Source organism: Halomonas cibimaris, from assembly GCF_055379665.1.
On the sequence record NZ_AP043828.1, the window covers coordinates 2,176,537 to 2,194,757 of the forward strand.

Below are 18,221 nucleotides of genomic sequence, written 5' to 3' on the forward strand. Positions count from 1 at the left end.
CGTTCAGCCATACGTCGGCATCTCGGCTGCCATGATCTGCAGGTGTACCTCGGGCAGGTGCTGCAGGCGTTCACCCAGCCAGGCCAGCAGGCGAGGTTTGAGCCGCTGGCGCAGCTCAGCCAGGGTGTCGGCGGCAATGGTATCAAGCGTTTCGTCCAGCCAGTCGCTGAAGCTGTCCTCGTCCAGCGCGCTGGCGCCGGTGTTTTCCAGCATCAGCCGGCCGATGCGCGTCCAGCCGGTGTCGGTGGCGGTAACCGGCAGCGCCAGGTAAAGACGGCCCCGACGAGCGCGCGGGTCGGCGGCGTCATCCAGCCCGGGGTGGGCGACTACGGCGTTCTGGCTGACGATGCAGGGCGGCTGCGGGTGGCGCGCCTCGCGCGTTAGCCCCCGGGCATCAAAGCGCAGCATATCACCGTTAAGCGGCGCCAGCGGCGCGCGGATGTCCAGCGCTTCGGCAAGCTCGCGGTGCGCCTGCTGGTGCAGCGTTTCGCCGTGAACGGGCAGCAGATGACGCGGCTTGAGCCAGCGATAAAGCGTTGCCAGCTCTTCTTGAGCAGGGTGGCCGGTGGCGTGCAGCGACGGCCGGTTGAATTCGTCGTACAGCGCAACGCCAAGCTGGCGCAGCCGCGTCTTCAGCCGCTTGATTGGCCGCTCGTTGCCGGGAATGGCCTTGGCTGAAAAAATGACGCTGTCGCCCTCGGCAAGCTCCATGTGGGGGTGGCGCCCCTGGGCCAGCCGCGTCAGCGCCGCGCGTGGCTCGCCCTGGCTACCGGTGGCGATGACCACGACTTCTTCCGGGGGCAGATAGCCCAGATCGTGAATAGGCACCAGCGGCGGCAGCTCTTCCAGATAGCCAAGCCCTCGGGCTACGCCGACCATGCGCTCCATGGACCGGCCCATCAGGCTGATGCGCCGGCCGGTTTGGCGTGCCGCCCGGGCAACGGCCACGATGCGCGCGACGTTGCTGGCAAAACATGACACGACCACTCGGCCGGGGCACTCAGCAAGCGTTGTGGCAAGCGCGCGGGCCACATCGCCTTCGCTTGCCGAATGCCCGGGGACGGGGGCGTTGGTGGAGTCGCCGACGAGAAGATCTATCGGCGCCAGCGCGCGGAAGCGTTCGGGATCAAGCGCGGGGCCCACCAGCGGCTCCGGGTCCAGCTTCCAGTCACCGGTGTGCAACAGACGATAGCGCCCGGCGGTGATGAGCAGCGCGCAGCTTTCGGGAATAGAATGCGGCAAGGCCAAGTAGCGCAGAGAAAAGGGCCCGGTTTGTAGGGCTTCTCCGGGCTCTACTATCTGAATGACCTCGGTGCTCAGACCGTGTTCGGCGAATTTCAAGCGTAAAAGGCCGGCGGCCAGAGGCGTGGCGTAAATCGGACACTGCCAGTGCGGCCACAGCCAGGCCGCCGCGCCGATGTGGTCTTCGTGCCCGTGGGTGATCAGCAGCGCCCGCGGGATGATGCCAAGGGCTTTGGGCGTTTCCAGGTTGGGTACCTGAAGCGGCGTGCCCGGCAGGTCCTGACGAATCATCATGCCGCAATCTACGGCGATCCATTCATCGGCGTAGCCGTATAGCGTCAGGTTCATACCGATCTCGCCGCAGCCGCCAAGCGGCAGCAGGCGCACGGGAGAGCGATATCGAGGACGAACGGTAACGCGTATGGGATCCATCAGGTATAAAATGCCTTGAAAGTGGGGCTTTACTATACGGGATGGTGGGGGGCCGGCTCAATCGCCCGGTCCGCTGCGCGGTACGTTGTGATCCGTTACACTGCGCGCCGGCGCCATGCGCGGTGCCGGGCCTGCACGCTCCTTTTCCATAAGGCATAAAAGTTCAATCACGCATAAGAGGTTGCCATGTCGTTTGCCCAAAGTGTGCTGACCCCCTGGCTGCTGGTGCTGTGTGCCGTGGTCAGCAGCGGCGTGCTGGCCTGGATGGTCACGCTCAGACCTTGGCAGGCGCTAGTGGACAATCCCGCACTGCAGCATCGCTGGCTGGCCGCTACGCTTGGTGTAATGCTGCTGTGGCAGCTGCGGGCTCAGGCGGTGGACTGGCTGACGCTGCATCTGGTGTTTACCACGCTGCTGCTGCTGCTTTTCAAGGCGCCGCTGGCGCTTGTAAGCAACGTCATGATCAACGTGGCGATGGTCGCCATCGGACGCAATGAGTGGGCGCTGCTGGGCGTCAATGTGCTGGTAACCGGGATTGTGCCGGCTATTGTGGTAGGGCTTGTATGGCGCTTTGTAGACCGTAAGCTGCCGGATAACGTTGCGCTTTTCATGTTTATCTGCGGCTTTTTTGGCGCGGCGATGGCCACCCTTGCCGGCGGGCTGGCGGCGGTGGGTTTGATTCTCATCGGCAGTCAGGATGCCCAGGCGGTGCTGCTGGCCAAGGAATACGCGATGTTTTTGCCGCTGCTGATGCCGTCTGAGGCGTTTATCACCGGCATGCTGCTGATTATTTTGATGGTGTATCACCCGGACTGGGTCGCCACCTTCAACGATCATCGCTACATCGACATGCAGTAGCTGCCGCCGCCGGGCGCCGGCTAGCCCAGCGCCTGGCCGTTGCCGCCGCGAATCACGCCGACGCCGACGCCTTCGATATCCAGCGTCTGCGTGCGCAGGTCGATATCGATGGGGGCAAAATCACTGTTTTCTGCCAGCAGCTGTACCCGATTGCCCTGGCGGGAGAAGCGCTTGACGGTGACGTCGTCGTCCAGCCGGGCGACGATGATCTGCCCGTCGCGGACGTGCTCGGTACGGTGTACCGCAAGCAGGTCTCCTTCAAGAATGCCGGCGTCTTTCATCGATACGCCGTGTACGCGCAGCAGATAGTCTGCCCTGGGCGTAAAGTATTCAGGGGGCAGCGGGCAGTAGCGATCAATGTGTTCGGCGGCAAGCATCGGGCTGCCGGCGGCGACTTCGCCGATAATCGGCAGCCCCTGGACGGGATTGTGGGGTGTCTGGGCATCATCGCGCGACGCTTTTAGCGGCAGCCGGATACCGCGAGAGGTATTACGGACAATGCGAATAGCGCCCTTGCGTTCCAGCGCGCGCAGGTGCTCCTCCGCCGCGTTAGGGGAGCGAAAGCCCAGCGCCTGGGCGATTTCGGCACGGGTCGGCGGGTAGCCGTGGTCGTTGATGGTCTTGACGATAAACGCATAGACGTTTTGCTGGCGAGCGGTCAAACGCTGGGTCATGGAAAACTCCTGTGTAAAGGCGGTGGCTTGTATAAAGGCCATAACTTGTCTGAGGGCGATAACAGAGTATGGCAGACGCTGCTTGGCTGACAGGATAAAACATGTGCCTATCATGTGGTCAAGTATACAGACTGATTCTACGTCCAGTATTTTTTCAGCGCCGGGCCATGAATTGAGCTGCGAGCTGTTGACGTAATATTGTGGCACGTTTTAAACAGCCGTTTAGGGAGTGTTGCATGGCTGAAGTGGATACAACCACGCGCATTCTGGACACCGCCGAGGTGCTGTTTGCCGAGCGAGGCTTTGCCGAAACGTCGCTGCGCACCATTACCGGCAAGGCCGGGGTTAACCTGGCCGCGGTGAACTATCATTTCGGCTCCAAAAAAGCGCTGATCCAGGCCGTGTTTTCACGCTATCTGGACCCTTTCACAGCGCGCTTTCACGAAGCGCTGGATGCTCTGGAAGCCCGCTACCACGGGCGCACCGTGCCTCTTGAGGCGCTTTTGGAAAGCGTGGCGGAAACGGCGCTGGCAGTACCTGCCGAGCGCAATAGCCTCAAGGTATTCATGCGTTTGCTGGGGCTGGCGTATAGCCAGGCACAGGGCCATCTGCGTCGCCATATTCAGCAGCACTACGGCGACGTTTTCACCCGCTTTACCGGGCTGGTGCGCCGGGCAACGCCGGATCTGCCCGACGCCGAGCGTTTCTGGAGGCTGCACTTTGTGCTGGGTACGGCGATTTTTACCCTGTCAGGGCTTGATGCCCTCAAGGATATCGCCGAGCAGGACTATGCCCAGCAGGTCAGCGTGCGTGATCTGGTCAGGCGCCTGCGCCCGGTGGTGGTCGCGGCGATGAACGCGCCGCTGCCCGATGCGGCCAGGACTTGATCGTCAAAGACGTACCACAGGAGTTGTATGCATACACCGATACTCAGCTCGCTTCCGCCGGCCGATGCGGTCTGGCTTGAGATCGATCTGGCCTGTCAGCAGCTTGTTATCTGGCACGGCGATACGCCGGGCAAAACCGTTGGGGTTTCTACCGGTGCAGCCGGCGCCGGCCAGCGCAATGGCAGCGGACAAACGCCGCTGGGCTGGCACTACGTTCGCGCAGCGATAGGCCACCATGCGCCTGATACGGCGGTATTTCGCGGCCGTCGCCGGACCGGAGAGCGCTATACGGCAGCGCTTGCGCAGCAGCACCCGGAGCGCGACTGGATTCTCGGGCGCATCTTGTGGCTTTGCGGGCTGGAACCGGGGCGCAATCGCGGCGGCGATGTCGACACTCAGCGTCGCTATATTTACCTGCATGGCACCCCGCCGAGCGAGCCTGTGGGCGTGGCTAAATCCCACGGCTGCGTGCGCCTTCACCTTGACGATTTGCTGGCGGTGTTTGCCCAGGCGCCGGCGGGTACGCCGGTGTGGCTGCATAGCGGCAGCGACTGAGACGCCGTGGCTTTCCGCGCGCCGGCGCTGCGTTTTTGACAGCCGGTAGTGATCGGCTAGAATTACGCACCCTTTTGCAGGACGCTTACCATGACGCAACCTCTCGGCCCGGTCATGCTTGACCTTGAAGGCCCCTCCCTTGGCGCCGGCGAAGTCCGCCGGCTGCGCGATCCGGCCGTAGGCGGGGTGATTTTATTTGCCCGTAACGTGGAAAGCGCCGACCAGGTGAGTCGGCTGTGCAGCGCTATCCGCCGCCAGCGCCCTGAGCTTTTGATCGCTGTCGACCAAGAGGGCGGTCGGGTGCAGCGCATTCGCCAAGGCGTGACGCGCCTGCCGCCCATGGCAAAGCTGGGCGAGTATTTTGCAGCGGCCCCGCCGGAAGGGCTGGCGCTGACCCGCGATGTCGGCTGGCTTTTGGGCATGGAAATGGCCGCCTGCGGGCTGGATATGACCTTTGCCCCGGTGCTGGATGTCGATATCGGCCTTTCCAGCGTCATTGGCGATCGCAGCTTTGCCAGCGATCCGCACGCTGTCGCCGCGCTGGGCGAGGCGTTTATTATCGGGCTGCACGAGGCGGGCATGGCCGCGGTGGGCAAGCATTTTCCCGGCCATGGCGGCGTCGTTGCCGACTCACACCGAGAGCTGCCGGTCGATACGCGCTCTCTGGCCGAGTTGAAAGCCCGGGACCTGGTGCCCTTTACTCGGCTGGCCGGAACGCTGGACGGCGTTATGCCGGCCCATGTGGTATACAGCACCTTTGACCGGCGCCCGGCGGGGTTTTCTCCCGGCTGGCTTGGCATGCTGCGCGAATCGCTGGGGTTTAAAGGCTGCATTTTCTCCGATGACCTGAGCATGGCCGGCGCAAGCGAAGCCGGCGGCCCGGCGGCGCGTAGCGAAGCGGCACTCAGCGCCGGCTGCGATATGCTGCTGGTATGCAACGACCCCGAGGCCGCCAGCGAAGTGGCTGCCGCCTGCAGCGGGCGCCAAACGCGCCGCCCGGGCAAGCTGCGCTACGGCCGGGCACGCCCTGAACTTGACGCGCTACCGGCGCTTAACCGCTGGCGTCGCACCCATGCGCGCCTTGAGGCGCTGAGTGATCCGCGCCCCAAGGCGGTATGACGCCTTTTTTTACATCCCCGGAACCCACATGCAGGACCCCTACATGCCCAAGCTGGATAAACAAGCGCTCGAATCTCGCGACTCAATGCGCGCGCTGATGGATGATGCCGACTGTCTGATCACCCAGGTGCAGGTGGAGCAGGCCCTGGACCGTATGGCCGAGGCCATCACCGACCACCTGGGCGATAAGCTGCCGGTGTTTTACTGCGTAATGAACGGCGGGCTGATTACCACCGGCCACCTGCTGACTCGGCTGGGCTTTCCTCTGGAAGTGGACTATCTCCACGCGACGCGCTATCGCAACCGGCTTTCCGGCGGTGAGCTGTTCTGGCGGGTATCGCCGGAGATTCCCATGGCCGGCCGCCACGTGGTCATCGTCGACGATATTCTCGATGAAGGGTCAACGCTTGCGGCCATTCTCGCCTACTGCCGGGAGGCCGGGGCGGCCAGCGTGACCACCGCTGTGCTGGTGGACAAACAGCACGACCGCAAGGCCGCACCCGGCCTTAAAGCGGACTACTGCGGGCTTGCCGTAGCCGATCGCTACGTCTTCGGCTACGGCATGGACTACAAGGGCTACTGGCGCAACGCGCCGGGGATTTTTGCTCCCAAGGGGCTTTGAGTCTCCTTTCCGCGGCGCATGCCGTGCTCTGTGCGGTGGCTAACGTGGTGAGAAGCGCCGCACCAGCCCGGTTTCGGCAATCATGCGAGTGGAAATCTCTTCGACCGAAAAGCGGGTAGTGTCGATGCTTGGAATGTGCAGCGAACGGTACAGCGCCTCCACCTGCTCGACCTCCTGCAGGCACTGATCCATGGAGCTGTAGCGGCTGTTGGGCCGCCGCTCGTGGCGGATGGCGGCCAGCCGGCGGGCATCGATGGTCAAGCCAAACAGCTTGTGGTGGTGCTTGGCGAGAAACTGCGGCAGACGAAGCACGCCGTCTTCGTCCTGGTCATCTTCTGTTAGCGGATAGTTCGCCGCGCGGATACCGAACTGCAGCGCCAGATACAAAGACGTCGGCGTTTTGCCGCAGCGCGATACGCCGATCAGAATGATATCGGCTTCATCATATTGGTAGGTGCGCGCGCCGTCATCGTTGTCCAGGGCAAAGTGTACCGAGTGGATGCGGTCCATATAGACGTCGTCGCTGCCAATGGCGTGGGTGCGCCCCACGCTGTACGACGAATGCGTGGCAAGTTCTTCTTCCAGCGGCGCCAGAAAGGTGGAAAACACGTCGATCTTAAAGCAGGTCGCGGTGCGGATCACCTCGCGAATATCCTCGTTGACGATGGTGTCGATCACGATCGGTTGGACACCGTCGCGTCCGGCGGTTGCGTCGATGACGCCGGCAAGCTCGCGGGCCTTTTCCACGGTATCAATGTAGGGCTTAGTCAGCATGGTGATGGCGACACCGCTGAACTGGGCCAGCAGGCTGCGTCCCAGGCTTTCGGCGGTGATGCCGGTGCCGTCGGAAATGAAAAAGGCGGTACGAGTCATATCAAAATCCTGAAGATGAAAGAAAAAAGAACAAGGTGATGATAAAGGATAACGATAAAGGGTGCCGGTAAAAGGGCGCGATCATAGGGGGAAGGGGGACGTGAAAAACCGGCGTAGCACGGCCCCGGCGGGGCGCTGACTACAAGAAACGGCCTGGCGGCGCTGTTGTTGTAAATCTTCTCCATCGCGTTAGCGATTCGACCAATGGTTAAGATATGATGCAGCTGCTAGGGTGGCAGCGTAAACTGCCAGATGTCGTCGGCGGCAGCGCTGCCGGCAGGCGCCGTGGCAAAAGCGGTGGCACATACAGCTGCAATGACAAGCGAGGGGATTGCGTGGAAAACTACATTCTGTGGTTCGATGAACTGGGCATGGCCGATGTCGAACGCGTAGGCGGCAAAAACGCCTCGCTCGGCGAAATGATTTCGAACCTGTCGGAAGTGGGGGTCACCGTACCTGGCGGGTTTGCCACGACCGCCCATGCCTACCGTGAGTTTCTCTCTCACAAGGGGCTAAACGAGCGTATCAACGAACGGCTCAGGCGGCTGGATGTCGACGACGTCAAGGCGCTGACCCAAGCCGGGCGTGATATCCGCCAGTGGATCATTGACACGCCGCTGCCGCCGGCCTTTGAAAGCGCGCTGGAACAGGCCTACGACGCGCTGCTCAAGCGCCACCCCAATCTCAAGGCCGCCGTGCGCAGCTCCGCTACGGCCGAAGACCTGCCGGACGCTTCTTTTGCCGGCCAGCAGGAAACCTTCCTCAACATCGAAGGCCTTGCCAACATCAAGCGGGCGGTGCACGAGGTTTTCGCCTCGCTGTTCAACGACCGGGCGATTTCCTACCGCGTACACCGCGGCTACGCGCATGAAAACGTGGCGCTTTCGGCCGGCATTCAGAAAATGGTGCGCTCGGAAACCGGCGCTTCGGGCGTGATGTTCACGCTGGATACCGAATCCGGCTATCGCGATGCAGTGTTTGTTACGGCCTCCTGGGGGCTTGGGGAAACCGTTGTTCAGGGCGCGGTCAACCCTGATGAATTCTACGTGCACAAGCCTACCCTGGCCGCCGGCAAGCCGGCGGTGCTGCGCCGTAATCTGGGCTCCAAGCGTATCAAGATGGTGTACGGCGAAGAGGTCAGCGCCGGGAAGTCAGTGGAAACGGTGGACGTCTCCCACGCCGATCGCAATCGCTTTTGTTTGGACGATGAGCAGGTCATGGCGCTGGCCCGCCAGGCGGTGACCATCGAGGAGCACTATCAGCGGCCCATGGACATCGAGTGGGCGCTGGACGGCGACGATAACGCGCTGTATATCGTTCAGGCGCGTCCGGAAACCGTTGTTTCCCAGCAGGAAGGCGGCCGCCTTGAGCGTTTCACCCTGAAAGAAAAGGGCCGCACGGTCATCACAGGCCGGGCCATCGGCCAGCGCATCGGCAGCGGCACCGTCAAGGTGATGGCAAGCCCGGACGACATGGACAAGGTGCACACCGGCGATGTGCTGGTGACCGACATGACCGATCCGGACTGGGAGCCGGTGATGAAGCGCGCCTCGGCCATTGTCACCAACCGCGGCGGGCGTACCTGCCATGCTGCGATCATCGCCCGGGAGCTGGGCATTCCGGCCGTGGTGGGCTGCACCGATGCCACCGAGCAGCTGCGCGAAGGCATGGACGTCACCGTCTCCTGCGCCGAGGGCGATACCGGCCAGGTCTACGAGGGCCTTCTTGCCTTTGATCGCAAGGTGTCAAGCATTGATGCCATGCCTGCGCTGCCGTTTAACATCATGATGAACGTGGGCAACCCCGATCGCGCCTTCAACTTTGCCGGGCTGCCCGGTGCCGGCGTGGGCCTGGCGCGGCTGGAGTTCATCATCAACCGCATGATCGGCGTGCATCCCAAAGCGCTGCTGGACTACGCCACGCTGCCTGCCGATCTGCAGCAGATTATTGATTTGCGCACCGCCGGCTACGACGACCCGGTGAGCTTTTACGTTGACAAGCTCACCGAAGGCATCTCGACGCTGGCGGCGGCGTTTTATCCCAAACGCGTGATCGTGCGGCTGTCGGATTTCAAGTCCAACGAGTATGAAAACCTCATCGGCGGCAAGCTCTACGAGCCCGGCGAAGAAAACCCCATGCTCGGCTTTCGCGGGGCCTCGCGCTACGTATCTGACGCTTTCCGTCCCTGTTTTGAGCTGGAGTGCCGGGCGCTTGCGCGGGTACGCGACGAAATGGGCCTGGATAACGTTGAAGTCATGGTGCCGTTTGTGCGCACCCCTGACGAAGCCAAGGAAGTGGTGGACCTGCTTGACGCCAACGGGCTCAAGCGCGGCGCTCGCGGCCTCAAGATCATCATGATGTGTGAGCTGCCGGCCAACGCGCTGCTGGCCGATGAATTTCTTGAGCACTTTGACGGCTTCTCCATCGGCTCCAACGACCTGACCCAGCTGACGCTGGGGCTGGATCGCGATTCCGGCATCGTCGCGCACCTGTTTGATGAGCGTAACGCCGCGGTGAAGAAACTGCTGGCGATGGCGATTAAAGCCTGTAAAGATCAGGGCAAGTACGTAGGCATTTGCGGCCAGGGGCCGTCGGACTATCCGGACTTTGCCAAGTGGCTCATGGAGCAAGGCATCGACTCGGTGTCGCTCAACCCGGATGCGGTGCTGGACACCTGGCTGATGCTGGCCGGGCAGACGCAGCGCTAGCCAACGTCTGTAAGGCGGAACATACGCCCGGCCATGTGCCGGGCGTTTTGCTGTTGTGGAGGAGAACCATCATGCTGGGTTGGAAACACTGCCTTATTCCCTTGGGGCTGCTGCTGATGCCGCTGGCGGCGTCGGGGTTTGACTATCAGACGCCGGCGCTGAGCCCCGAGACCGCTTCGGGCTTTACCCAAAAGCCGGGCTGGGCTACGCAGTCGTTTGCCGTGGTAGCGGCCAATCCGCTGGCGGCAGATGCCGGCCGGCAGATTCTACAGGCCGGCGGCAGTGCGATTGATGCAACGATTGCCGTGCAGATGGTGCTGGCGCTGGTGGAGCCGCAGTCAAGCGGCATCGGCGGCGGCGGGTTTTTGCTGCACTTTGACGGCAGCGAAGTGCGTGCCTTTGACGGCCGGGAAACCGCGCCGGCAGGCGTTGATGAGACGCTTTTTCTCAACGCCCAGGGCGAGCCGCTGGCGTTTATGGACGCCGTTACCAGCGGGCGGTCCGTAGGCGTGCCGGGTATCGTCAAGATGCTGGAAAAAGCCCACAAAAAACACGGCAAGCTTGACTGGGCATCGCTGTTTGCCCCAGCGATAACGCTGGCCAAAAACGGCTTTGCCGTCAGTGAAAGGCTGCATCAGAGCCTGGCAAACGACGACGCCCTGCGGCAAAATCCGGCCGCTCGCGCCTTGTACTATCACGATGACGGCGCTGCGCTGGCCGTGGGCGAGACGCTCCAAAACCCGGCACTTGCCGCCATTTTTGAAAAGATTGCCGAGCGCGGCAGCAAGGCGTTCTATCAGGGCAAGGTGGCAAAAGATCTGGCCGCACGGGTGCAGGCACAAAAGATGCCCGGCAGCCTTGACGTTGACGACCTTGAAAACTACGAGGTCCAGGAGCGCGACGCCATCTGCACTCCCTGGCAGCAGTGGACGGTATGCGGATTTCCGCCGCCGTCATCGGGGCATCTGACCGTTATGCAGATTCTTGGCATATTGGATAACGAACCCATGGCCAAGGCGCCGCTGGACGGCGGCGCGCCGAGCGATGACTGGCTGCATCGTTTTCTTGAGGCGTCGCGGCTGGCCTTTGCCGATCGCAACCGCTACATCGCCGATCCGGCGTTTGTCGATGCGCCCGGCGGTGACTGGCGCACCCTGCTGGCGCCGGCCTACCTGAAGCGTCGGGCCGGGCTGATCGGCGCTGAGCAGAGCCTGGGAGAAGACGTGGCACCCGGCCGGCCCGGCGCACTTGAGATCAGCTGGGCGACGCCACCGCGTCAGCCGGAATACGGCACCAGCCATGTGAGCGTGATCGATGCCGACGGCCATGCGGTGGCCATGACCACCTCCATTGAGCAAGCGTTCGGCTCGCGTATTCTCGCCGACGGCGCCACCGGGCTTGCCGGCGGCTACCTGTTGAACAATCAGCTGACGGATTTTTCCTTCACCCCGGAGGTGGACGGCAAGCCCGTTGCCAACCGCGTGCAGCCGGGCAAGCGCCCGCGCTCCAGCATGAGCCCTACGCTGGTGTTCAAGCGCGCTGATGACGATGCGCAGGCAGCCGCTATAGGCCCGCTGGTGGCAACCCTTGGCAGCCCCGGCGGGGCCGCGATTATCCCCTACGTGGCCCAGACGCTGGTGGCACTGCGCGACTGGGGCCTTGATGCCCAGCAGGCGCTGTCGCTGCCGCACGTGCTGACCCTGGGCGACAGCGTTTACGTAGAAAAAGATCGGCTGCCAGCGGACACCCGAGCCGCGCTCGACGAGCTGGGCCATACGCTCAGCGACCGCGAGCTGACCAGCGGGCTGGGGGTCATCGTGCGCCGTGAAGACGGTTCTTTATTCGGCGGTGCCGATCCGCGTCGAGAAGGCGTGGTCATGGGAGATGAGGCTGAGTAAGCGTCGTTATCGCTTCAGCCAGCTGTGAAGCTTGAGCAGCAGCAAACCGGCATCGCTTAGCCGGCGGCGTTCGCCGAGCAGAGCGGCCAGGCGATCTGGGTAGTCGGTAATAATGGCATCCACGCCCATGTCGATCAGCGTCGCCATACGCTCGGCGTTGTTGACCGTCCAGGCGTGAACGTCGTAGTCGTAGGTGGCGGCCAGGCGCATTTCGTCTGCGGTAATGCGGTTGTGGCGCAGGCCCAGCGCATCGAAGCCGCGGCGGTCCAGCGTGCCGGGAATCACCAGCTGGGCAAGCAGCGTCAGGCGCATTTCGGGGGCCAGCTCGGCAAGCGTGGCCACAAGCGCGGGGGACATGGACGCCAGGCGCATTTCGCGCCGGGCATCCGGATAGCCGCAGCGGCCGTAGGCGGCGATAGCCGATTCGGCCTTTGCCCAGCAGGCGTAGCGGGTGTCCGTCTCCTGATTCAGCTCGGCGAGCACTCCGAGCGCCAGGTCGCGCCCGCGGCCCGGCGAGGGCTTGAGCTCGATCATGATGCCGGCCCGGCCGCGCAGGGTCTCAAGCACCTGTTCAAGCGTAGGAATGCGCTCGCCGCGAAAGTCGTGGCCGAACCAGCTGCCGACGTCCACGTTGGCAAGTTCTTCCCGGCTCAATGTGCCCAGCGCCCGGGCGTCGCCGGCAAGCCGTGCAAGCGTGCGGTCGTGGTAGACCATCACCGCGCCATCGGCGCTTAGCTGAACGTCCAGCTCCACCGCGTCTGCGCCTTCCTTGGCCGCCTGACGAAAGGCCGGCAGGGTGTTTTCCGGGGCGCGCATGGAGCTGCCCCGGTGGGCGATGATCTCGACGTCGTCGTCGAGCGCAAAGCTGCCTACGATCCACCAGGCCTGCAGAGCCGCCAGCACGATCACCCCAAGCTCTATCGCCCAGGCAAACCGCCCGGCGTGCGGGGTAGCAGCGCGTTTTTGATGCCGCCTGCCAAGCGCGAGCTGAAGATACAGGCAGGCAGAAAGAAGCGCGTTGAGCGCGATACCGGCAAACGTCAGCGCCAGGGTCAGCAGCACGTAGGCGGTGAGATAGACAAGCATGGCCGGCAGCAGCACGGCGTGATGCTCGGGCAGCCCGTCCAGAAGCGGGGTGAACAGGGTGTCAAAGGCAAGGGTGGCAAGTATCGGCAGCGCCACTACGCCGATCAGCACCAGCATTACCGCCGCCGCAATCGAGCGGCGCCACCCCTGGGTCAGCGCGACGCTGCGCTTGAGGGCGGTAACGGGGGCGGCGTTGTCCAGCGCCACCAGCGGCAGCGCCAGCAGCCAGCGCAGGTACAGCCGCCCGGCAAGCCAGGCCCACAGGCCCAGCACGGGCAGCGCGCAGGCAACGAAATACCACAGCGCCGGCGGCCGAATTTTTTGCAGATAGTAAAGTTCCATCCCGCCAAGCCAGGCGTCGTAAAGCCAGGTCATGGCCACCATAAAAGGCGCCACCAGTAAAAGGTGGCTGCCGACCTGCACGACCACCAGCCCCATCAGCGCCGGCAGTCGGCGAGTGCCGTGCCACAGCGCTTCCAGCGCCAGCCGGGAGTGGCTTGTACCGTGCCGGCTGGTGGCGATATACAGCATGCCCGCCTGCTGCCAGTACAAAAGCCCGAAGGCCAGCCCCTGAATCGCCAGGGCGCCGCTGATACCGGCCGGGGTGAACAGCAGGGCGATCAGCCGGTCAAGGGTGACGATGTCGGCCCCGAGCCGGGCATACAGCGCACGGCTGACCCAGGCAATAGCCGGCAGCGCGAGAAACGAGGCCAGTAAGGTAAACAGCAGATGAAACGCGACGAGCGCGCGCAGCCGGCTGCGAAATACGCGCCACAGCGATGCGGCCAGCCGGCGTAGCGGTGCAGCGCGGGAGGCAGAAAGCGACATGGATAGGCAACCTTCAGCTCGCGGAAAAAGGTGTGCGGTCTAGAGGGGCAGCGCCTGCTCGGCAATCAAAATACCGTTGTTGTCGGCGTACAGCCACTGGCCGGGGGCGACTCGGGTGCCGGCGATGTCCACTGCAATGTCCCGGGTGCCTTCGCCGCGCTTGTGGCTTTTGCGCGGGTGGCTGCCCAGCGCCTGAATGCCGATGGGCGTGGTGGCCAGCACGTCGACGTCGCGCACGCAGCCAAACATGATAATCCCCGCCCAGCCGTTGGCGTGGGCCTTTTCGGCGAGCATGTCGCCAAGCATCGCGCAGCGGTGCGAGCCGCCGCCGTCCACCACCAGCACCGCGCCGTTGCCGGGCTCGCTCACCGCTTCGCGCACCCGGGAGTTGTCTTCAAAGCAGCTGACGGTGCGCACCGGGCCGTAAAAGGCGCTGACGCCGCCGAAGTTTGTGAACGGCGCGACGATGGCTTCCACTTCCGGGTGGGCGTCGCAGATATCCGGGGTCACGATGTTATCGCTCATGGCGGGTGTCTCCCTTGAAACGGTCTTGAAAACGGTCTTGAAAAGATGGTCTTGAAAACAGTCTTGGTTTAAAAAACAGCCTTGAATAGCCGGCTGATTCACCATGAAAAAGCCGGCCTGAGAAGGCTCAGGCCGGCAGACAAGCGGATGCAGCTACGGCTTAGGCTTCTTCGGCGAGGGGAATGTAGTCGGACGCTACGTTCTGGTATTCCTCGATCTCGTGGAAGTTCATGTAGCGGTAGATCTCGCCGGCCATGGCGTCAAACTCGCTCATGTAGCGGCGGTACTCGCTCACCGTGGGCAGGCGGCCTTCCACCGCGGCCACGGCGGCAAGCTCGGCCGAGGCCAGGTACACATCCGCGCCGTCGCCCAGGCGGTTGGGGAAGTTGCGCGTGGAGGTGGAGACCACGGTGCTTTTGGCCGCGACCCGGGCCTGGTTGCCCATGCACAGCGAGCAGCCAGGCATTTCCATGCGCGCGCCGGCGCGGCCGAAGATGCCGTAGTAGCCCTCTTCGGTGAGCTGGTGCTGGTCCATCTTGGTCGGCGGGGCGAGCCACAGGCGGGTTTTCAGGCTGCCGGCGGGCTGTTTTTCCAGCAGTTTACCCGCGGCGCGGAAGTGGCCGATGTTGGTCATGCACGAGCCGATGAAGACCTCGTCGATGGTCTCGCCGGCGACCTCGGACAGCAGGCGGGCGTCGTCGGGGTCGTTGGGCGCGCACAGCACCGGCTCGGTGAGTTGGTCCAGATCGATTTCGATGACTTCGGCGTACTCGGCGTCGGCGTCGGCGCGCAGCAGGCTGGGATCGTCAAGCCAGGCCTGCATGCCCTTGATGCGCCGCTCGATGGTGCGGGCATCGCCGTAGCCCTGGGCCAGCATCCACTTGAGCAGGGTGATGTTGGAGGTCAGGTACTCGGTCACGCTGTCTTCGGAAAGCGTAATGGTGCAGCCCGCCGCGGAGCGCTCGGCGGAGGCGTCGGACAGCTCGAAGGCCTGCTCGGCGGTCAGGTCTTCCAGGCCCTCGATCTCCAGAACCCGGCCGGAGAAGGCGTTTTTCTTGCCCGACTTTTCGACGGTCAACAGCCCCTGCTGAATGGCGTAGTAGGGGATGGCGTGGACCAGGTCGCGCAGGGTCACGCCGGGCTGGCGCTTGCCCTTGAAGCGCACCAGCACGGACTCCGGCATGTCCAGCGGCATCACCCCGGTGGCGGCGGCAAAGGCCACCAGCCCCGAGCCCGCGGGGAAGGAAATGCCCATGGGGAAGCGGGTGTGGGAGTCGCCGCCGGTGCCCACGGTGTCGGGCAGCAGCATGCGGTTGAGCCAGGAGTGGATGATGCCGTCGCCCGGGCGTAGGGACACGCCGCCGCGGTTCATGATGAAGTCCGGCAGGGTGTGGTGGGTATCCACGTCCACCGGCTTGGGGTAGGCGCTGGTGTGGCAGAACGACTGCATCACCAGGTCCGCCTGGAAGCCCAGGCAGGCGAGGTCTTTCAGCTCGTCCCGGGTCATGGGGCCGGTGGTGTCTTGCGAGCCCACGGTGGTCATTTTCGGCTCGCAGTACATGCCCGGGCGCACGCCGTCCATACCGCAGGCGCGGCCGACCATCTTCTGGGCCAGGGTGAAGCCGCGGCCGGTGTCCGCCGGCTGCTCGGGCAGGCGGAAAATATCGGAGGCGGGCAGGTTCAGCGATGCCCGCGCCTTGGCGGTCAGGCCGCGGCCGATGATCAGCGGAATGCGGCCGCCGGCGCGCACTTCGTCGAGCAGCAGCTCGGTTTTCAGCGCAAAGGTGGTGATCACCTCGTTGGTACCGTGGCGGCAGACTTTGCCGGCGTAGGGGTAGACGTCGATCACATCGCCCATGTTGAGGTTGTCGACGTCCATCTCGATGGGCAGCGCACCGGAATCTTCCATGGTGTTGAAAAATATCGGGGCGATATTGCCGCCGAAGCAGAAGCCGCCGGCGCGTTTGTTGGGCGCGTAGGGAATGTTGTCGCCGAAGAACCAGAGTACCGAGTTGGTCGCGGACTTGCGCGATGAACCGGTGCCCACCACGTCACCCACGTACACCACCGGGTGGCCCTTGGCCTTGACCGCCTCGATCTGCTTGAGCGGGCCCTTGACGCCCGGCTCTTCCGGCTCGATGCCGTCACGCGGGTTTTTCAGCATGGCGTTGGCGTGCAGCGGAATGTCCGGGCGCGACCAGGCGTCCGGCGCGGGGGACAGGTCGTCGGTGTTGGTTTCGCCGGGCACCTTGAACACGGTCAGGGTGATCTTTTCGGCAAGCGCCGGCTGGGACAGAAACCACTCGGCCTCGGCCCAGGATGTCAGTACGTCCTGGGCGACGGCGTTGCCCGCGCGGGCGCGCTCTTCCACGTCGTGGAAGGCGTCAAACATCAAAAGGGTGTGCTTGAGCTGCTCGCCGGCCTCTTTGGCCAGCGCGTCATCGTCGAGCAGCTCGGTCAGCGAGGCAATGTTGTAGCCGCCCTGCATGGTGCCCAAAAGCTTTACCGCGTGGACCTTGTCGATCAGCGGAGACTCGGCTTCGCCTTTGGCAATGGCGGTGAGAAAGCCGGCCTTGACGTAGGCGGCCTCGTCCACGCCCGGCGGAATGCGCTGGGTAATCAGCTCCAGAAGGAACTCTTCTTCGCCCGCCGGCGGGTTTTTCAAAAGCTCCACCAGGGCGGCGGCCTGCTCGGCGTTAAGCGGTTTGGGCGGAACGCCTGCCTCGGCGCGTTGGGTAACATGTTGGCGGTAGGCTTCGAGCACGGTGGACCCTCGGGTTGGCTGGGAAGGCGCGGCTGCCGGCTGTGTCGACAGACACAGCACAGTTCGGGCGCAGCCGGAAGGCCGGCATACGCGATAGGGCGGCGCAGCGGAATGGCGCAATAGTACGTTAAACCGTTGACAATGTTAAGCGAATGGCGTGGCGGCCACATGACACTTTGGCCGCAGCCGATGGCGTAAAATGACGCCTGCGGCGCGCTCGGCGGCGCATTACGGTAGTGCAGCTACCCGGGCAGGTGTGATTGCCGCGTCGCCGCGTTACCATACGCCTTCGCTGTTTTATGCCCGATATTTCTACGCTCGACACTTTCATGTCGGATATTTTTAAGCTCGATACTGTTCATGCCCGACAGCAGCGCGCGTCGGACATCGGCTGCTTGGGTACTTTGCCATGACTCATTTTGAATCGTCTTCTATATCTTCCCCTCACCGCTCCCTTTCTTCCGGTGCCGATGCGGACGCTTCTTCCCGCGCTACCGCGGCGAACCGCGTCTTGCCGCCTGCCGGTCACGGCATCAGCGCTGAGCATCTGCTGCCCGCGAGCCTGCTGGATTTTCTCGCCTGCGCCACGCCGCACGCCTGGCTGGAATGGGCCATGGCGCATCCGCAGACGCTTTTGATCGATCATGCCCAGTGCGAAAAAAAGGCCGCCTCCACGGCCATGAACCTGCTTTACCGCTATGTGGATCAGCCGCTATTGCTGAGCAAAATGTCTCAGCTGGCGCGCGAGGAGCTTTTGCACTTTGAGCAGGTGATCAAGCTGATGGAAAAGCGGGGCGTGGCCTATCATCATCTGAGCGCTTCACGCTACGCCGAAGGGCTGCGCCGCCATGTGCGGCCCAACGACCCTGAGCGTTTGATCGATATTTTGATCATCGGTGCGCTGATCGAAGCGCGCAGCTGCGAGCGCTTCGCGCGGCTGATTCCCTATCTGGATGAAGAGCTGGCGCAGTTTTATCGCACGCTGGTGAAATCGGAAGGCCGCCACTACGAAGACTACCTGCTGCTGGCCGGCCGGCAGACCCAGGCGCCGCTGGACGAGCGCATTGCGTTTTTCGTTGCCTGCGAAGCCGAGTTGATCAGCGCACCCGATACGGATTTTCGTTTTCATAGCGGCGTGCCTGCCTAGCCA

General features: G+C 63.5%; 14 protein-coding genes. 8 read left to right on the top strand and 6 right to left on the bottom strand.

What is annotated here, in order from left to right; translation table 11 throughout:
• Window positions 1-3: 3 nt before the first annotated feature.
• A complete protein-coding gene (locus ACZ415_RS10135) occupies window positions 4-1,590 on the bottom strand; it encodes a ribonuclease J (protein ID WP_344701407.1) in 1,587 nt (528 codons plus the stop codon).
• 270 nt (window positions 1,591-1,860) lie between these two features.
• Here ACZ415_RS10135 and ACZ415_RS10140 point away from each other — a divergent pair, with 270 nt between their 5' ends.
• Window positions 1,861-2,532 carry an energy-coupling factor ABC transporter permease gene (locus tag ACZ415_RS10140; RefSeq protein ID WP_344701291.1) on the top strand — a complete coding sequence of 224 codons (672 nt, stop codon included), beginning with the start codon at window positions 1,861-1,863 and terminating at the stop codon, window positions 2,530-2,532.
• Between the two features lie 20 nt (window positions 2,533-2,552).
• On the opposite strand, the gene lexA is transcribed toward ACZ415_RS10140, so the two are convergent.
• Window positions 2,553-3,206, bottom strand: a complete 654-nt coding sequence (gene lexA / locus ACZ415_RS10145; RefSeq protein WP_344701289.1) for a transcriptional repressor LexA — start codon at window positions 3,204-3,206, stop codon at window positions 2,553-2,555.
• Window positions 3,207-3,442: 236 nt separating this feature from the next.
• Here lexA and ACZ415_RS10150 point away from each other — a divergent pair, with 236 nt between their 5' ends.
• From ACZ415_RS10150 to ACZ415_RS10165, 4 genes are all read left to right on the top strand, one after another.
• On the top strand, window positions 3,443-4,093 hold the full coding sequence (locus ACZ415_RS10150; RefSeq protein ID WP_344701287.1) for a TetR/AcrR family transcriptional regulator: 651 nt from the start codon (window positions 3,443-3,445) through the stop codon (window positions 4,091-4,093).
• Between the two features lie 27 nt (window positions 4,094-4,120).
• Window positions 4,121-4,648, top strand: coding sequence for a L,D-transpeptidase (locus ACZ415_RS10155; protein WP_344701285.1), 528 nt, complete (start codon window positions 4,121-4,123; stop codon window positions 4,646-4,648).
• Window positions 4,649-4,738: 90 nt separating this feature from the next.
• Complete coding sequence (nagZ, locus tag ACZ415_RS10160; protein ID WP_344701283.1) at window positions 4,739-5,767, top strand: beta-N-acetylhexosaminidase; 1,029 nt, start codon at window positions 4,739-4,741, stop codon at window positions 5,765-5,767.
• A gap of 43 nt (window positions 5,768-5,810) precedes the next feature.
• Complete coding sequence (locus tag ACZ415_RS10165; RefSeq protein ID WP_344701405.1) at window positions 5,811-6,389, top strand: hypoxanthine-guanine phosphoribosyltransferase; 579 nt, start codon at window positions 5,811-5,813, stop codon at window positions 6,387-6,389.
• Between the two features lie 39 nt (window positions 6,390-6,428).
• On the opposite strand, the gene ppsR is transcribed toward ACZ415_RS10165, so the two are convergent.
• Window positions 6,429-7,262 (bottom strand): posphoenolpyruvate synthetase regulatory kinase/phosphorylase PpsR, encoded by an 834-nt coding sequence (gene ppsR / locus ACZ415_RS10170; RefSeq protein WP_344701281.1) that lies wholly within the window; start codon window positions 7,260-7,262, stop codon window positions 6,429-6,431.
• A gap of 335 nt (window positions 7,263-7,597) precedes the next feature.
• Between ppsR and ppsA the strand changes: the two genes are divergently transcribed.
• On the top strand, window positions 7,598-9,970 hold the full coding sequence (ppsA, locus tag ACZ415_RS10175; RefSeq protein WP_344701279.1) for a phosphoenolpyruvate synthase: 2,373 nt from the start codon (window positions 7,598-7,600) through the stop codon (window positions 9,968-9,970).
• 71 nt (window positions 9,971-10,041) lie between these two features.
• Entirely contained in the window at window positions 10,042-11,868 is a 1,827-nt protein-coding gene (gene ggt, locus ACZ415_RS10180; protein ID WP_344701277.1) for a gamma-glutamyltransferase, read from the top strand.
• A 6-nt stretch (window positions 11,869-11,874) separates the two neighbouring features.
• Here the strand turns inward: ggt and ACZ415_RS10185 are convergent, their stop codons facing one another.
• From ACZ415_RS10185 to acnB, 3 genes are all read right to left on the bottom strand, one after another.
• Window positions 11,875-13,782: a glycerophosphodiester phosphodiesterase family protein gene (locus ACZ415_RS10185; RefSeq protein WP_344701275.1), complete on the bottom strand. Its 1,908-nt coding sequence runs from the start codon at window positions 13,780-13,782 to the stop codon at window positions 11,875-11,877.
• 39 nt (window positions 13,783-13,821) lie between these two features.
• Entirely contained in the window at window positions 13,822-14,307 is a 486-nt protein-coding gene (rraA, locus tag ACZ415_RS10190; protein ID WP_344701273.1) for a ribonuclease E activity regulator RraA, read from the bottom strand.
• A 160-nt stretch (window positions 14,308-14,467) separates the two neighbouring features.
• Window positions 14,468-17,071, bottom strand: a complete 2,604-nt coding sequence (acnB, locus tag ACZ415_RS10195; RefSeq protein ID WP_344701271.1) for a bifunctional aconitate hydratase 2/2-methylisocitrate dehydratase — start codon at window positions 17,069-17,071, stop codon at window positions 14,468-14,470.
• 511 nt (window positions 17,072-17,582) lie between these two features.
• On the opposite strand from acnB, the gene ACZ415_RS10200 reads away from it, so the two are divergent.
• Window positions 17,583-18,218 carry a MiaE family protein gene (locus ACZ415_RS10200; protein WP_344701269.1) on the top strand — a complete coding sequence of 212 codons (636 nt, stop codon included), beginning with the start codon at window positions 17,583-17,585 and terminating at the stop codon, window positions 18,216-18,218.
• Window positions 18,219-18,221 lie beyond the last annotated feature (3 nt).

Excerpts from the sequence above, each read along its gene's own strand:
- ACZ415_RS10135 (WP_344701407.1), bottom strand. The coding sequence starts at position 1,590 with ATGAACCTGACGCTATACGGCTACGCCGATGAATGGATCGCCGTAGAT.
- ACZ415_RS10140 (WP_344701291.1), top strand. The coding sequence starts at position 1,861 with ATGTCGTTTGCCCAAAGTGTGCTGACCCCCTGGCTGCTGGTGCTGTGT.
- lexA (WP_344701289.1), bottom strand. The coding sequence starts at position 3,206 with ATGACCCAGCGTTTGACCGCTCGCCAGCAAAACGTCTATGCGTTTATC.
- ACZ415_RS10150 (WP_344701287.1), top strand. The coding sequence starts at position 3,443 with ATGGCTGAAGTGGATACAACCACGCGCATTCTGGACACCGCCGAGGTG.
- ACZ415_RS10155 (WP_344701285.1), top strand. The coding sequence starts at position 4,121 with ATGCATACACCGATACTCAGCTCGCTTCCGCCGGCCGATGCGGTCTGG.
- nagZ (WP_344701283.1), top strand. The coding sequence starts at position 4,739 with ATGACGCAACCTCTCGGCCCGGTCATGCTTGACCTTGAAGGCCCCTCC.
- ACZ415_RS10165 (WP_344701405.1), top strand. The coding sequence starts at position 5,811 with ATGCCCAAGCTGGATAAACAAGCGCTCGAATCTCGCGACTCAATGCGC.
- ppsR (WP_344701281.1), bottom strand. The coding sequence starts at position 7,262 with ATGACTCGTACCGCCTTTTTCATTTCCGACGGCACCGGCATCACCGCC.
- ggt (WP_344701277.1), top strand. The coding sequence starts at position 10,042 with ATGCTGGGTTGGAAACACTGCCTTATTCCCTTGGGGCTGCTGCTGATG.
- ACZ415_RS10185 (WP_344701275.1), bottom strand. The coding sequence starts at position 13,782 with ATGTCGCTTTCTGCCTCCCGCGCTGCACCGCTACGCCGGCTGGCCGCA.
- rraA (WP_344701273.1), bottom strand. The coding sequence starts at position 14,307 with ATGAGCGATAACATCGTGACCCCGGATATCTGCGACGCCCACCCGGAA.